We start from the raw sequence: 14412 nt of genomic DNA, 5'->3' as shown, positions 1-14412 counted from the left end.
GTCACCGGCCTGGCAACCCACCCGAGCAAGCAGCGGCCATGCGCGCCGCGGGACGCGCCGCCCTGCCGTCAGAAGATGCTGTAGCCGCCGTCGATGACGAGGGTCTGCCCGGTCATGTAGGACGAGGACCGGCTCATCAGGAAGACAGCCATGCCGCCGAAATCCGCCGGCGTGCCGAAACGCCGCACCGGAATGCGCGGCGAGACGGCCTTGACGAATTTCTCGTCGGCGAGGGCGCGGGCGGTCATGTCGGTCTCGATCCAGCCCGGCAGGATGGTGTTGGCGGTGATGCCGTGGCGGGCGAGCTCGACCGCAATGGCCCGCACGAAGGCGTTCAGTGCGCCCTTCGAGGCGCCATAGTGCTCGTTGTAGGCGGCGCCTTCGATGGAGGCGACGGAGGAGGTGGCGACCAGGCGGCCAAAGGGATCACCGGCCTTGGCACGGGCCACCATGTGGCGGGCGGCGAGCTGGAAACCGCGGGCGACACCCTCGACATTGGCGGTCATCAGCCGCTGCCATTCGCCGAAATCGCGATCGACGAAGGGGCCCTTGCTCTCGCCGGTGACCCCGGCATTGGCGAAGAAGCCGTCGACCCGGCCGAGGGCGGCGAGGGTCGCGGCGAAGGCCGCCTCGATGGAGGCGGGGTCGGTGACATCGCAGGTTCGGCCCTCGACCTGGCCGCCGGTCGCCTTCAGGCGCGACACCGCCGCTTCCGTCTTCTCGCGGTTGCGGCCCCAGATGGAGACGGCGCATCCCGCACCGACCAGGGCCTCCGCCATCCCGAGCCCGATGCCGCCATTGCCGCCGGTGACGATGGCCACACGGCCGGAGAGGTCAAAGATCTGGGTCATGGCGGTCCTCCGTCGCGCGCTGCCGGCGCCTGTCCGCCATGGGACCGGCGCGGTGGCCCGGCCGTCAACCGGGCCGACGGAGGGAGGGGCTCAGGCCGCGGTGGCCGTGGAGGTCTCGCGGCGGCGGATCAGCCACAGGACGAGGGTCGCCAGCGCCACCATCCACATCTTGCCGAGGACCAGGCCCGGGAGCAGCTGCACCGATCCGAAGGCGAGCCAGAGGAACAGCGTGGAATCGATCACCGTGCCGACGAGGCTCGAGGCCCAGACGGCGGCAATGAGGCGCTTGCGGGCGAGCGGGGTGTAGACCGCCGTATCGGCGAGCTCCGAGAACAGGAAGGCACAGGCCGAGGCGAGGGCGAGGGCAGGGGCCGCGACGGCCCAGGACAGCGCTGCGCCGGCGACGATGCCTGCGAGCGACCAGACGAGGCCGAGGCGGCGCTGGACGAGGTCGCGCAGCACCAGGGCGAGGCCGATCATCAGCACGCCGCTCGGCGCCATCAGGCCGAAGCCGACGGGAATGAGGCAGGGGCCATTGGGCACGCAGGTCGTGCCGAGATTGCCGATCAGCCAGTTGGCGGCGGGAATGGTGGCGACGAAGCCGGCGAGGGCGAGATATCCGAGCATGGCTGGCCGTGAGGTGGAACGGGAAAGGCGCCTCCATACTCCGTCCGGCGCCTGAGGTCACGCGATGTGTGCACCGCGGCAAGAGGTCTGGTCCTGTGCGGATGACCGGCGGCGCGATTTGGCCTAGAGGAGGGGGCATGACCACTTCCTTCGACCCAAGTGCCGCGGAGCCGCCGCGGACGGCCGGTCAGCGCCTGACCGATTTCGGCCTTGCTTTGCGGGCCGGGGTGGAGCGCCTGTTCCGCCCGGTTCGCCCGCTCGCCTCGCCGGCGCTGCGGATCTTTCCCGGCTGGCCCGAGCGTTTCGCCGCCGCGGCCCTCGGGTTGGCGCTGGTGATCGCGGGCATGGTCTATATCGACCCGGTCGTGATCGGTGTGCGGGCCTGGACGCGCGGCGGCTGGGCCTTCGCCTGGGAGCTCGTCACCGATGTCGGCAAGTCCGCCTGGGTGCTCATTCCGAGCGGCGTTCTGCTGCTGGTGATCCTGGCGGTCGTCACGCCGGCGCGCCGCTTCGCCGACAGGGTCATGCTGGCGCTCGCCGCCCGGCTCGCCTTTGTCTTCATCGCGGTCGGCGGCTCGGGGCTGATCGTCACCATCGTCAAGCGCATCATCGCCCGCGGGCGGCCGCGCTATTTCGACGAGTTCGGCGCGCTGCACTTCCAGTTTCCGACCTGGCAGGCGTCCTATGCGAGCTTCCCCTCGGGCCATTCGCAGACGGCGTTTGCCATCGCGCTGTCCTTCGCCGCGCTGTTCCCGCGCTTCCGCAACACCTTCATCGTGCTGGCGGTGATCGTCGCCTTCAGCCGCGTCGCGGTGGATGCGCACTATTTCACCGACATCGTCGCCGGTTCGCTGTGGGGCGCGTGGTTCACGGTGATGACGCGCGACTGGTTCGCGCGCCGCGGTCTCGTCTTCTCGCCCCTGCCGCACCGGGCGCCCGTGCCGATGCCCCGGCACAGGCTGCGCCAGGCGCTCGCCCAGGTCTGGCGGCGCCTGCGCGGCTGATCAGGCCGCGGCCTTCATCCGCTCGAAACCGGCGGCGAGATCGGCCTGCAGGTCCTTCACATCCTCGAGGCCGATCTGGAAGCGCAGGGCCGGGCCGCCCGGGTTCCAGCTCGTGGCGCTGCGGTAGGGCGCGCAGTCGAAGGGCACGACGAGGCTCTCGTAGCCGCCCCAGGAATAGCCCATGCCGAAGAGCTCCAGCCCGTCGAGGAAGGCGGCGAGCTGCTTCTCGCTGGCGGGATGCAGGATCACCGAGAACAGGCCCGAGGCGCCCTTGAAGTCGCGCTTCCAGATGGCGTGGCCGGGATGGGACGGGAAGGCCGGGTGCAGGACCGTCTTCACCTCGGGCCGGCCGGCGAGCCACTCCGCCATGGCCATGCCCTGGCGGTTGGCCTCATCGAGGCGCAGCTTCATGGTGCGCAGGCCGCGCAGGGCGAGGAAGCAATCCTCGGGGCCAGCACCGATCGCCGTGAGGTCGAAGGTCTCGCGCAGGGCCGGATAGGCGCGCGCATTGGCGGTGACGAGGCCCATGAGCAGGTCGGAATGGCCGCCGAGATATTTGGTGCCGGCCTCGATGGCGATGTCCACGCCGCGCTCATGCGGCGGGAAATAGAGCGGCGTCGCCCAGGTATTGTCCATCACGACCAGGGCGCCCTTGGCATGGGCGGCCTCCGCGATGGCCGGGATGTCCTGCATCTCGAAGGACTGGGACCCCGGCGCCTCGGTGAAGACCACCGTGGTGTTGGGGCGGATCAGGTCGGCGATGCCGGCGCCGATAAGCGGGTCATAATAGGTGGTCTCCACCCCGAAGCGCTTCAGCACGCCGTCGGCATACTGGCGGGTGGGGCGATAGACCGAGTCCGTGACCAGCATGTGGTCGCCGGCTTTGAGGCAGGACTGCAGCGCGATGGCGATGGCGGCAAGGCCCGACGGCACGATCACGGTGCCCGCGGCGCCGGAAATGTCGGTCCAGGCTTCTTCCAGCGCCTTGGTCGTCGGCGTGCCCTTGGTGCCATAGACGTATTTCTGGCGGCGGGCCTTCAGCTCCTCGTAGGTCGGGTAGAGCACCGTCGAACCGCGATAGATCGGCGTGTTGACGAAGCCATACTGGTCGGCGGGATGGCGGCCCCCGAGCACCAGGCGGGTGCGCTCGGACAGGGTCTTGGGATCGGACGGGCCAGCCATGCCTGCCTCTGACGTTGGGGAAGGAAAGGAGCGTGGCGGCGCTGCGCCTCGCGATGGGACTCGGGCTTGTCGGCGGTCTTCCGTTCGCTCGTCAAGGCCTTGACCCCCGTTTCAAGATGGCCTGTGATGCAGATATGCGGGGTCTTCCGGGCAACAGGTCCGGGAGGCAGCGCCCGAGGGGGCGGCCCGCGACGGACAAAAACCAAGCCACAACCAGAATGGGAAAGGCTGTCACCATGAAGCGAATCGTATCGACACTCGCGCTCGGAGCCGCGCTGGGCCTCGGAGCCTCGGCCGCGCTGGCCCAGGCGCCGTCGACGACTCTCCGCAACATCCAGAACAAGGGCTTCGTCCAGTGTGGCGTGAGCCAGGGCCTCGCCGGCTTCTCGCTGCCCGACAGCGCCGGCAACTGGACCGGCCTCGACGTCGATTTCTGCCGCGCGCTCGCGGCGGCGATCTTCAACGACCCGACCAAGGTGCGCTTCTCGCCGCTCTCGGCGAAGGATCGCTTCACCGCCCTGCAGTCGGGCGAAGTGGACGTGCTGTCGCGCAACTCGACCTGGACCATCCAGCGCGACACCGCGCTCGGCCTGAACTTCGCTGGCATCAACTACTATGACGGCCAGGGCTTCATGGTCCGCAAGTCGCTGAACGTGAAGAGCGCCCGTGAGCTGTCCGGCGCCTCGATCTGCGTGCAGACCGGCACCACCACCGAGCTCAACGTCGCGGACTTCTTCCGCACCAACAACCTGAAGTTCGAGCCGGTCGTGTTCGCCACCGCCGACGAGACCATCAAGGCCTATGATGCCGGTCGCTGCGACGTGTTCACCACCGACGCTTCGGGCCTCTATGCCGAGCGCGTGAAGCTCGCCAAGCCCGACGACCACATGGTGCTTCCCGAGATCATCTCGAAGGAGCCGCTCGGCCCGGTCGTTCGCCATGGTGACGACCAGTGGTTCGACATCGTGAAGTGGACCCACTACGCGATGATCACCGCCGAGGAGCTCAACATCTCCAAGGCCAATCTCGACCAGATGCTGCAGTCCACCAACCCCGAGATCCGCCGCACGCTCGGCACCGAGGGCAATTTCGGCGAGGCCCTCGGCCTGAGCCGCGACTGGGTGGTCCGCATCGTCCGCCATGTCGGCAACTATGCCGAGGTCTTCGACCGCAACATCGGTCCCTCGACCCGCCTCGGCATCTCGCGCGGCCTCAACGCCCTGTGGAACAAGGGCGGTCTGCAGTACGCTCCGCCCATCCGTTGAGCGCGCCTAAATAATCAGCGATAACCGCTGGACAGCATCGCCGTTCCGGGTCCACGATCCGGAACGGCACCCGGTGCAGACAACCGCCCTCCATCGAGGGGGCACGCACCGGACCAGAGCAGGGGATGGCGATATGACGGACGGCACGTTGCCGGCTCGCGGGGGCGGTGCGCCCAAAGTGGCGTTCTTCAACGACCCAAAGGTGCGGAGCCTCATCTTCCAGGGCATCGCGCTCGCCCTTCTGGTGTTCGTGTTCTACTCGGCGGCGTCCAATGCCGTGACGAACCTGACGAACCAGCGCATTGCCGGCGGGTTCGGCTTCCTCGACAAGACCGCTGGCTTCGGGATCTCGCAGACCCTGATCCCCTGGGCGGAATCGATGTCCTACGGGCGGGCCTTCGTCATCGGCCTGCTGAACACGCTGCTGGTCGCCGTCGTCGGCATCTTCTTCGCCACCATCCTCGGCTTCATCGTGGGCGTCGCGCGCCTCTCGCCGAACTGGGTGATTTCCAAGATCGCCTACTGGTACGTCGAGATCATCCGCAACCTGCCGCTGCTCTTCCAGATCCTGTTCTGGTATCTCGCGGTGCTCGCGGCCATGCCGACCCCGCGCAACTCCTACTCGCTCTTTGGGCTGTTCTTCGCCAACCAGCGCGGAATCACCGTGCCGAAGCCGGTCTTCGAGGCCGGATCCGGCGTCATCGGCATCGCCCTGATCGTCGGCATCATCGCCGCCTTCCTGGTGCGCAGCTGGGCCAGGAAGCGCCAGGCCGAAACCGGCCAGCAGTTTCCGGTCTTCGCGACCATGTCGGGCCTGATCCTCGGCCTGCCGATCCTGGCCTATCTCGCCGCGGGCATGCCGGTTTCCTTCGACTACGCGCAGCAGGGCCGCTTCAACCTCGCCGGCGGCATGACCCTGATCCCCGAGTTCGTCGCCCTGACGCTCGCTCTCGTCGCCTATACCGCGGCCTTCATCGGGGAGATCGTCCGCGCCGGCATCCAGGCGGTGAGCCATGGCCAGACCGAGGCCGGCCGCTCGCTGGGCCTTGCCGAGGGCCGCATCCTCAATCTCATCGTCATCCCGCAGGCGCTGCGGGTGATCATCCCGCCGCTGACAAGCCAGTACCTGAACCTGACCAAGAACTCCTCGCTCGCGGTGGGCATCGGCTATCCCGACATGGTCTCGGTCGGCGGTACCATCCTCAACCAGACCGGCCAGGCGATGGAGATCATCGGCATGTGGATGGCCTGCTACCTCACCATCTCCATCGTCACGTCGGTCTTCATGAACTGGTACAACTCGCGCATCGCGCTGGTGGAACGCTGAGGTCCGCGCGATGACGATGCAGAACACGACCGCCAACCCGTCCTCCTTCACCCGCGGCGAGATCCTCCAGCCGCTGCCGCCCCCGGCGAGCCTCGTCGGCCCGATCGGCTGGGTGCGCGCCAACCTGCTTTCGAGCCCGCTCCAGGCGCTCCTGACGCTGGTCGGGGCCTACATCGCCTACAAGCTCGTCTGGACCTTCGTCGATTTCACGATCATCCGGGCGGTGTGGACCGGCGCAGACCGCGACGCCTGCCTCGACGAGAAGGTCGGCCGGTCGGTCGGGGCCTGCTGGCCCTTCGTCTGGGCGAAGTTCGGCCAGTTCATGTACGGGTTCTATCCCGTCGAGCATCGCTGGCGGGTGGATCTCACCGGCATCATCGCGATTGCGCTGCTTACGCCGCTGCTGATCCCGTCGGTGCCCTACAAGGCGCTGAACGCGGTGCTGTTCTTCGGCGCCTTCCCGATCCTCGCGTTCAACCTTCTCTATGGCGGGTCGATCCTCAATCCCTGGCTGGTCGTGCTGGGCTGGCTGGCTGTTCTCGCCGGCATCAGCCTCCTCGTCGCCTACCTGATGAGCCGCGCCGAGGGTGGGGCGAACGAGTTCCTGTTGAAATATGGCGCCGGGGCTCTCGCGGCCGGCGTGGCCGCGCTGCTGATCGTGCGGTCCGGCATGTTCGCCGTACCGGAACTGCCGGTGGTCGAGACGCGCCAGTGGGGCGGCCTCCTGGTGACACTGGTCGTGGCCACGGTCGGCATCGTGGCGGCGCTGCCCATCGGCGTCGCCCTGGCGCTCGGCCGTCGCTCGAAGATGCCGATCATCCGCTTCCTGTCGGTGGCAATCATCGAGCTGGTGCGCGGCGTGCCGCTCATCACCGTGCTGTTCTTCGCCACCTACATGCTGCCGCTGTTCCTGGAGCGCTCGCCCGACGCCATGGTGCGCGTGCTGGTCGGCGTGTCGATCTTCTCCGGCGCCTACATGGCCGAGACGATCCGCGGCGGCCTGCAGGCGATCCCCAAGGGCCAGTTCGAGGGTGCCATGGCGCTCGGCCTCAACTATCCGCGGATGATGGGCCTCATCGTCATGCCGCAGGCGCTGAAGCTGGTCATTCCCGGCATCGTCAACGCCTTCATCGGCCTGTTCAAGGACACGACGCTGGTCTCGATCGTCGCGATCTTCGACCTGCTCGGCGGCATGCGGGCCGGCTTCACCGACCCGCAATGGGCGAGCCCGGTGACCCTCTACACGGGCTTCGCCTTCGCCGGCATCATCTACTTCGCCTTCTGCTACTTCATGTCACGCTATTCGATCTTCGTCGAAAATCGTCTCAATACCGGTCGCCGCCGCTGACAGCGCGCGTTCCGTCGTTCCAACAGGAGTCCTGCATGAGCAGCCAGGCCGCGGCCCGTATGCCGACCACCACCAACGAAGTCGCGGTGTCCATCACCGGCATGCACAAGTGGTACGGCGAGTTCCACGTGCTGAAGGACATCAACCTGACCGTCCATCGCGGCGAGCGCATCGTCATTTGCGGCCCGTCGGGCTCCGGCAAGTCGACCATGATCCGCTGCATCAACCGGCTGGAGGAGCACCAGCAGGGCAAGATCGTCGTCGACGGCATCGAGCTCACCAACGACCTCAAGAAGATCGACGAAATCCGTCGCGAGGTCGGCATGGTGTTCCAGCACTTCAACCTCTTCCCGCACCTCACCATCCTCGAGAATTGCACGCTCGCCCCGATCTGGGTGAAGAAGATGCCGAAGAAGGAGGCCGAGGAGGTGGCGATGCACTACCTCAAGCGGGTGCGCATCCCCGAGCAGGCCAACAAGTATCCCGGCCAGCTCTCGGGCGGCCAGCAGCAGCGCGTCGCCATCGCCCGCGCGCTGTGCATGAGCCCGAAGATCATGCTGTTCGACGAGCCGACCTCGGCCCTCGATCCGGAAATGGTCAAGGAGGTGCTCGACACCATGGTGGGCCTCGCCGAAGAGGGCATGACCATGCTCTGCGTCACCCACGAGATGGGCTTCGCCCGCCAGGTCGCCAACCGCGTCATCTTCATGGACTACGGGCAGATCATCGAGATGAACGAGCCGAACGCCTTCTTCTCGAACCCGCAGCACGAGCGCACCAAGCTCTTCCTCAGCCAGATCCTGCACTGAGGCCTCTGGTCCTCCGGATACGGAAAGGGCGCCTCGCGGCGCCCTTTTTTGTTGGTACAGGTTCTGTGGAGGTCAGGCCGGCCCGGTGACCACCGGGCAATCCTCGCGGCCGCCCCATTCGCTCCAGGAGCCGTCATAGAGGCCCGCCGGCTGCTTGCCGAGGGCGTCGAGGCCGAGCCAGAGGATGCCAGCCGAGACGCCGGAGCCGCAGCTGGTGATGACGGGACGGTCGAGATCGACGCCGGCGGAGGTGAAGGCGTCGCGGATGCGCTCCTGCGAGACGAGCCGGCCGTTCTCGACGAGGGCCGAGGAGGGCACGTTGAGGGCGCCGGGCATGTGGCCGCCGCGCAGGCCCGCGCGCGGCTCGGGCGCCTCACCGCGGAAGCGGTCGGCGGGCCGGGCGTCGACCACCTGCACCTTGCCGCCGGCGAGAGCCTTCTTGACGTCGCCGAGATCGGCGACGGCGCCGTGGTTGCGGCGGGGCGTGAAGTGGCGGGGCTCGCGGTTGCGCGCCGGGCCGCTCTCAACGGGACGGCCTTCGGCGATCCACTTCGGCAGGCCACCGTCGAGGATGAAGACGCGTTCGGCGCCGTAGCTCCGGAACATCCACCAGACGCGGGGGGCCGAGAACAGGCCGAGTGCGTCGTAGATGAGGATCGACTTGCCGTCGCCGATGCCGAGCTTGCGGCAGGCGGCCGAGAAGACCGTTGCCGGCGGCATCATGTGCGGCAGGTCGGAATCGGGATCCTTGACCACATCGATGTCGAAGCGCTGGGCGCCGGGAATGTGCGCCTCGAGGAACTCGGCATCGGCGTCACGCTTCTGGGTCGGCAGGAAATAGCTGCCGTCGAGGATGACGAGGTCGGGGTAGTCGAGATGCTCGGCCAGCCAGTCGGTGGAGCGCAGCCAGGGCGAGGGCAGGGTGGTCACGGGCAGTCCTCCTCAGGCGAACACGACGCGCACGCGCCGGTTCTGCTTGCCTTTTTTCTCGATTGCCGAGACCGCCATGGGGCCGATCTCGCCGGTGCGGCGCACATGCGTGCCGCCGCAAGGCTGCAGGTCGAGGCCGGCGATGTCGACCAGCCGCACGCGGCCGGAGCCCATGGGCGGCTTGACGCTCATGGTCTTGACCAGGCCCGGATTGGCTTCGAGCTCGGCATCGGTGATCCAGCGCTCGGTCACGGCGGCGTCGGTGGCGATGAGCGCGTTGAGCTTCGCCGTGATCGCGTCCTTGTCGAGCCCGGCCTCGGGAATGTCGAAGTCGAGCCGGCTCTCGTCCGTGCCGATGGAGCCGCCCGTCACGGGATAGGGCAGGGCGACGGACAGAAGGTGCAGGCCCGTGTGCATGCGCATCCGCTTGTGGCGGGTCGGCCAGTCGATCCGCGCCAGCACGGTCGAGCCGACGGCCGGCGGCGTCGCGCCCGGCGCCAGGACGTGGAGGATGTCGCTCTTCGTCGCGCCATAGACGGCCGTCGCGACGGGGATGTCCACATCGCCCACCCGGATCATCCCGGCATCGCCGGGCTGGCCGCCGCCGGTCGGATAGAAGACGGTCCGGTCGAGGCCGACGGCGACGTTGCCATCCTTCTCGGTGACCTCGGTGACGGTCGCCTCGCATTCAACGAGATAGGCGTCGTCGCGGAACAGGAAGAGGGTCGGCATCAGCTCACCGGAACGAGGTCGATCAGCGGCTGGGGCGCGCGCTCCAGCCAATGGGGCACCGGCAGGCCGCGGCTGCGCAGGAATGCCGGATCGTAGATTTTCGAAGCGTAGCGGAAGCCGTAGTCGCAGAGGATCGTCACGACCGTGTGCCCAGGCCCGAGATGGCGGGCAAGGCGGATGGCGCCCGCCACGTTGATGCCGCTCGACGGTCCGACGCAGAGCCCCTCGTGCTCGAGCAGGTCGAACATGACGGGAATGGCTTCCTCGTCGGGGATCTGGAAGGCGACGTCGACCGGGGCGCCCTCGATATTCTTCGTCACCCGGCCCTGGCCGATGCCCTCGGTGATCGAGGAGCCGCTGGCCTCCAGCTTGCCGTGGGTGAACCAGGAATACATCGCCGCGCCCATCGGGTCGGCAAGGCCGATGGTGATGGCCTGCGAGCGCTCCTTCAGCGCCATGGCGATGCCGGCCAGCGTGCCGCCTGAGCCGATGGCGCAGATGAAGCCATCGATCTTGCCATTGGTATCCCGCCAGATCTCCGGGCCGGTGGTCTCGATATGGGACTGGCGGTTGGCGACATTGTCGAACTGGTTGGCCCAGAAGGCGCCGTTCGGATTCTCGGCGGCGAGGCGCGCGGCCGTGCGTTCGGAGACGCGGACGAAATTGTTCGGATTCGCATAGGGCGCCGCCGGAACCTCGATGAGGCTCGCGCCGAGCTGGCGCAGCGTGTCCTTCTTCTCCTTCGACTGGGTCTCGGGGATGACGATGATGCAATCGAGGCCGAGCGCGCGGCCGACCATGGCAAGGCCGATTCCGGTGTTCCCCGCCGTGCCCTCGACGATCGTGCCGCCGGAGCGGACGAGGCCCTTGGCCATGGCGTCGCGCACGAGGTAGAGCGCCGCCCGGTCCTTCACGGACTGGCCCGGGTTCATGAACTCGGCCTTGCCGAGAATGGTGCAGCCGGTCGCCTCGCTGGCGCGTTCAAGCTTGATGAGCGGCGTGTTGCCGATCGCAGCGACGACGTTGGGATGAATGGTCATGCTCGCGGCGGGGTGCGCGTGGATGGGACCGCGGACGCTATCCGAGGCCCGATCCGCGCTCAACCCCGCCAAGCGTCAATGCCCGCGGTCAGGTGCGGCGATAGACCATCTGCCGCACATCGATGCCGCCCGTGTTGAAGCCCGCCTCGCAATAGAAGAGGTAGTAGAGCCACATGCGCTGGAAGCGCTCGTCGAAGCCGAGCGGCGCCAGCGACGGCCAGGAGGCAGTGAACCGGTCGGCCCAGTCGTGGAGCGTGCGGGCATAGTCGCGGCCGAAGGACAGGTCGGTGTCGAGGGTGAGCCCGCTGGCGCGCGGCAGGTCGCGCATGTGGGTCGGCGTCGGCAGCATCCCGCCGGGGAAGATATAGGCGCGGATGAAGTCGATCTCGCGCTGGTAGCCCTCCCAATAGCTCTCGTCGATGGTGATGACCTGCAGGCCGGCCCGCCCGCCGGGGGCAAGGCAGGCGGCGATGCGGTCGAAATAGGTCGGCCAGAATTCCTTGCCCACCGCCTCGAACATCTCGATGGAGGCGACGGCGTCATAGCGGCCGGTCTCGTCGCGGTAGTCCTGCAGCTTGATGGTGACCCGGTCGGACAGGCCGAGACGGGCCATGCGCTCGGTGGCGTAGTCGAACTGCTCCTGCGACAGGGTCAGGCCGGTGACCTTGGCGCCGAACTCCCTGGCGGCGACCTCGGCGAAGCCGCCCCAGCCGCAGCCGATTTCGAGCACGTGGTCGTCCGGCTTCAGCGCGAGCTCGCGGGCAAGACGGCGATATTTGGCGAGCTGCGCCTCCTCCAGCGTCTCCGTTCCGGTGACGAAGAGCCCGGAGGAATAGGTCATGCTCGGGTCGAGCCAGGCCCGGTAGAAGGCGTTGCCGAGGTCATAATGGGCGGCGATGTTGCGCCGCGCCTGGCTGCGCGTGTTGCGGTTGCGCCAGTGCCGCAGCTGATGGAGCAGGCGCGCCAGCGGGTTATAGCGCGTGAGGTTGCGCACCGCGTGCATGTTGACCGCGAAGAAATTGAGGAAGCCCGACAGGTCGGGCGTATCCCATTCGCGGCGGATGAAGGCCTCGGCGAAACCAAGGTCGCCGTCGAGGATGAGCCGGCGGGCGAAGCCGAAATCGTTGACGATCATCTCGGCCTGCGGACCGGGCTCCGTGCCGCGGAAGAGCAGGCGGCGCCCGTCCGGCAGCCGCATGGTGAGCTGGCCGTAGCGGATCGCGAGGGGATAGCCGAGGGCGAGGCGCAGCAGCGAGGGCAGGCCGGCGGTGGCTCGCCGCAGCGTGTCGCGCGTGACCTCGATCGTGTCGGCAAAGGAGTGGCGTTGGTCGGTGATGCTCATCGGGACTGCGCCTCCGGGTGTGACGGACCCCACATTGCGCTCGGGGTCGCGGCGACCGAGCGGTCCGTCCCTGCGGTTCCGGGCCGCGCCGGGTGACGCTCCAGAGCCGAGGTCACCCTCCAGCGCTCGTGGCAGTCTAGGCGAGTTGAGAAATCCATCAATGCCTCTGGTGGTTCCCGGACATGTGCAGGTCAGGCGGCGCTCGGCTCGCGGATCGTGGCGAAGGCGGCAAGCGCCCGCGCCCGCGCGGCGTCGTGGTCCACGATGGGCCTGGGATAGGTCTCGCCCAGCCGCACCCCGGCCTTGTGCAAGATGGCGAGCGGCGCCTCCCAGGGCGTGTGGATCGCCTTGGCCGGGAGGCCGGCGAGTTCCGGCACCCAGCGGCGGACATAGTCGCCCTTCGGATCGAACTTCTCGCCCTGCAGCATCGGATTGAAGATGCGGAAATAGGGGGCGGCGTCAGCTCCTGAGCCGGCAACCCACTGCCAGCTCGCGGGATTGTTGGCGACATCCGCATCGACCAGCGTGTCCCAGAACCAGGCCTCGCCGGCGCGCCAGTCGATGAGCAGGTGCTTCACCAGGAAGGATGCGACGATCATGCGCACGCGGTTGTGCATCCAGCCGGTGTGCCAGAGCTCGCGCAGGCCCGCATCGACGATGGGATAGCCCGTCAGCCCCTTCTGCCAGGCCTTCAGCGCCGGCGCATCAGCGCGCCAGGGGAAGGCATCGAAGCGGTGCTGGTAATTGGCTTCGGGCAGATGGGGGAAGTGGAAGAGCAGGTGGTAGGCGAATTCGCGCCAGCCCACTTCGGCGAGGAACTTCGAGACATCGCGGCCCGGCTCCATGCCGGCCACCATGTGGGTCCGGTGCCAGATCTGCACCGGCGAGATCTCGCCGAACCGCAGGTGCGGCGACAGCCGCGAGGTCGAGGCGCGGTCCGGCCGATCGCGGCCGTCGGCATAGCCATCGAGACTGCCCGCGAGGAACGCCTTGAGGCGCGCCTGCGCACCCGCTTCACCCGGCGTCCAGTGATCGGTGAAGCCCGCGGCCCAGTTCGGCCGGGTCGGCTCCAGCCCCCATTCCTCAACGGTCTCGCTGGCCACGGGCCCGGCGAAGGCGGGGAGGGCCGTCGGCACCCGCAGCGGCGCGCGGATGTGACCGAGGCGCTGGTGGGCCCGCCAGAAGGGGGTGAAGACCTTCATCGGCTCGCCGACCGCCGATTTCACCTCCCATGGCTCGCGCAGGAGATTGGCGCCGAAGCTCTCGGCGGTGATTCCACGGGCCGCCAGATCGCTCTTGATGGCCTTGTCGGTGGCGATTCCGCCGGCGTCGTACCGGCGGTTCCAGACGACCGAGCCCGCGCCGGTCTCGGCGATCACGGAGGCCAGGACCTCGGCCGCCTTGCCGCTGCGCAGGATGAGCCGCTGCCCCAGCCTCTCCAGATCCGCCCCCAGCGCCCTGAGGCTCTGGGCGAGCCACCATGCGGCGGCGGCCCCCATGGCGCGCTGGCCGGTGCCGGTCTCCTCGCGGATGTAAAGGCAGATGACCGGCCCACCGCTCGCCGCGGCCTTCGAGAGGGCGGGATTGTCGGAGAGGCGGAGGTCGTCGCGGAACCAAACGATGACAGGCGCTTGCGGCATGGCGAGGTTACGGGGCGGGCGAAGGGCCGGTTCACCGCAGGCCGCAAATTGTTCGGGTTCGGCAGAGTTGAGTGCCCCACGGCCGCCCAAAGCAAAACCCTCGAAACGCGGTCTGCGTTTCGGGGGTGCGAATTTCGACTTGCGCGACCAAGATCGTTAATAGTGGCGACCGCAACAAGGTGGTTTAGCCAATTCGTCGCGAATTAGATATGCTCGCGTTCCGGTGCCCAGAGAATAGTCTTCGTTAATATTCTCTATCGATTTGATATTCTATTGCACCGCCCTAAGTTCGTCGTCAACCGGCACGCTATTAGG

13 protein-coding genes are annotated in these 14412 nt (G+C 67.8%); 5 read left to right on the top strand and 8 right to left on the bottom strand.

What is annotated here, in order from left to right; genetic code table 11:
• Positions 1–68: 68 nt before the first annotated feature.
• The gene (locus C8P69_RS10995; RefSeq protein WP_108177028.1) at positions 69–851 is read right to left on the bottom strand and encodes an SDR family NAD(P)-dependent oxidoreductase; all 783 of its coding nucleotides are present in this window, start codon (positions 849–851) and stop codon (positions 69–71) included.
• A gap of 90 nt (positions 852–941) precedes the next feature.
• Positions 942–1478: a VUT family protein gene (locus tag C8P69_RS10990; RefSeq protein ID WP_108177026.1), complete on the bottom strand. Its 537-nt coding sequence runs from the start codon at positions 1476–1478 to the stop codon at positions 942–944.
• A 137-nt stretch (positions 1479–1615) separates the two neighbouring features.
• On the opposite strand from C8P69_RS10990, the gene C8P69_RS10985 reads away from it, so the two are divergent.
• Positions 1616–2482, top strand: coding sequence for a phosphatase PAP2 family protein (locus C8P69_RS10985; RefSeq protein WP_170118209.1), 867 nt, complete (start codon positions 1616–1618; stop codon positions 2480–2482).
• On the opposite strand, the gene metC is transcribed toward C8P69_RS10985, so the two are convergent.
• On the bottom strand, positions 2483–3664 hold the full coding sequence (metC, locus tag C8P69_RS10980) for a cystathionine beta-lyase (RefSeq protein ID WP_108177022.1): 1182 nt from the start codon (positions 3662–3664) through the stop codon (positions 2483–2485).
• A gap of 236 nt (positions 3665–3900) precedes the next feature.
• Between metC and C8P69_RS10975 the strand changes: the two genes are divergently transcribed.
• The 4 genes from C8P69_RS10975 to C8P69_RS10960 all read left to right on the top strand — a co-directional run bounded on the left by C8P69_RS10975 (position 3901) and on the right by C8P69_RS10960 (position 8413).
• Positions 3901–4929 (top strand): amino acid ABC transporter substrate-binding protein, encoded by a 1029-nt coding sequence (locus C8P69_RS10975; RefSeq protein WP_108177020.1) that lies wholly within the window; start codon positions 3901–3903, stop codon positions 4927–4929.
• 133 nt (positions 4930–5062) lie between these two features.
• Positions 5063–6256: an amino acid ABC transporter permease gene (locus tag C8P69_RS10970; protein WP_108177018.1), complete on the top strand. Its 1194-nt coding sequence runs from the start codon at positions 5063–5065 to the stop codon at positions 6254–6256.
• A gap of 16 nt (positions 6257–6272) precedes the next feature.
• On the top strand, positions 6273–7604 hold the full coding sequence (locus C8P69_RS10965) for an amino acid ABC transporter permease (protein ID WP_108177506.1): 1332 nt from the start codon (positions 6273–6275) through the stop codon (positions 7602–7604).
• Positions 7605–7639: 35 nt separating this feature from the next.
• A complete protein-coding gene (locus C8P69_RS10960; protein ID WP_108177016.1) occupies positions 7640–8413 on the top strand; it encodes an amino acid ABC transporter ATP-binding protein in 774 nt (257 codons plus the stop codon).
• Between the two features lie 72 nt (positions 8414–8485).
• On the opposite strand, the gene sseA is transcribed toward C8P69_RS10960, so the two are convergent.
• The 5 genes from sseA to C8P69_RS10935 form a co-directional block, all read right to left on the bottom strand.
• On the bottom strand, positions 8486–9349 hold the full coding sequence (gene sseA / locus C8P69_RS10955; protein ID WP_425440758.1) for a 3-mercaptopyruvate sulfurtransferase: 864 nt from the start codon (positions 9347–9349) through the stop codon (positions 8486–8488).
• Between the two features lie 6 nt (positions 9350–9355).
• On the bottom strand, positions 9356–10075 hold the full coding sequence (locus C8P69_RS10950; protein ID WP_108177012.1) for an alanyl-tRNA editing protein: 720 nt from the start codon (positions 10073–10075) through the stop codon (positions 9356–9358).
• A complete protein-coding gene (locus tag C8P69_RS10945; protein WP_108177010.1) occupies positions 10075–11115 on the bottom strand; it encodes a cysteine synthase A in 1041 nt (346 codons plus the stop codon). The genes C8P69_RS10950 and C8P69_RS10945 overlap by 1 nt, the downstream gene beginning before the upstream one ends.
• A gap of 88 nt (positions 11116–11203) precedes the next feature.
• Positions 11204–12457, bottom strand: coding sequence for an SAM-dependent methyltransferase (locus C8P69_RS10940; RefSeq protein ID WP_108177008.1), 1254 nt, complete (start codon positions 12455–12457; stop codon positions 11204–11206).
• A 191-nt stretch (positions 12458–12648) separates the two neighbouring features.
• Positions 12649–14097: a cryptochrome/photolyase family protein gene (locus C8P69_RS10935; RefSeq protein WP_108177006.1), complete on the bottom strand. Its 1449-nt coding sequence runs from the start codon at positions 14095–14097 to the stop codon at positions 12649–12651.
• Positions 14098–14412: the final 315 nt, after the last annotated feature.

Origin of the sequence: Phreatobacter oligotrophus (assembly GCF_003046185.1) — a bacterium.
Taxonomy (GTDB): Bacteria; Pseudomonadota; Alphaproteobacteria; order Rhizobiales; family Phreatobacteraceae; genus Phreatobacter; species Phreatobacter oligotrophus.
This window is presented reverse-complemented; position numbering and strand designations above follow the sequence as displayed.

Excerpts from the sequence above, each read along its gene's own strand:
- C8P69_RS10995 (WP_108177028.1), bottom strand. The coding sequence starts at position 851 with ATGACCCAGATCTTTGACCTCTCCGGCCGTGTGGCCATCGTCACCGGC.
- C8P69_RS10970 (WP_108177018.1), top strand. The coding sequence starts at position 5,063 with ATGACGGACGGCACGTTGCCGGCTCGCGGGGGCGGTGCGCCCAAAGTG.
- C8P69_RS10960 (WP_108177016.1), top strand. The coding sequence starts at position 7,640 with ATGAGCAGCCAGGCCGCGGCCCGTATGCCGACCACCACCAACGAAGTC.
- metC (WP_108177022.1), bottom strand. The coding sequence starts at position 3,664 with ATGGCTGGCCCGTCCGATCCCAAGACCCTGTCCGAGCGCACCCGCCTG.
- C8P69_RS10985 (WP_170118209.1), top strand. The coding sequence starts at position 1,616 with ATGACCACTTCCTTCGACCCAAGTGCCGCGGAGCCGCCGCGGACGGCC.
- C8P69_RS10965 (WP_108177506.1), top strand. The coding sequence starts at position 6,273 with ATGCAGAACACGACCGCCAACCCGTCCTCCTTCACCCGCGGCGAGATC.
- C8P69_RS10950 (WP_108177012.1), bottom strand. The coding sequence starts at position 10,075 with ATGCCGACCCTCTTCCTGTTCCGCGACGACGCCTATCTCGTTGAATGC.
- C8P69_RS10935 (WP_108177006.1), bottom strand. The coding sequence starts at position 14,097 with ATGCCGCAAGCGCCTGTCATCGTTTGGTTCCGCGACGACCTCCGCCTC.
- C8P69_RS10940 (WP_108177008.1), bottom strand. The coding sequence starts at position 12,457 with ATGAGCATCACCGACCAACGCCACTCCTTTGCCGACACGATCGAGGTC.
- C8P69_RS10945 (WP_108177010.1), bottom strand. The coding sequence starts at position 11,115 with ATGACCATTCATCCCAACGTCGTCGCTGCGATCGGCAACACGCCGCTC.
- C8P69_RS10990 (WP_108177026.1), bottom strand. The coding sequence starts at position 1,478 with ATGCTCGGATATCTCGCCCTCGCCGGCTTCGTCGCCACCATTCCCGCC.
- C8P69_RS10975 (WP_108177020.1), top strand. The coding sequence starts at position 3,901 with ATGAAGCGAATCGTATCGACACTCGCGCTCGGAGCCGCGCTGGGCCTC.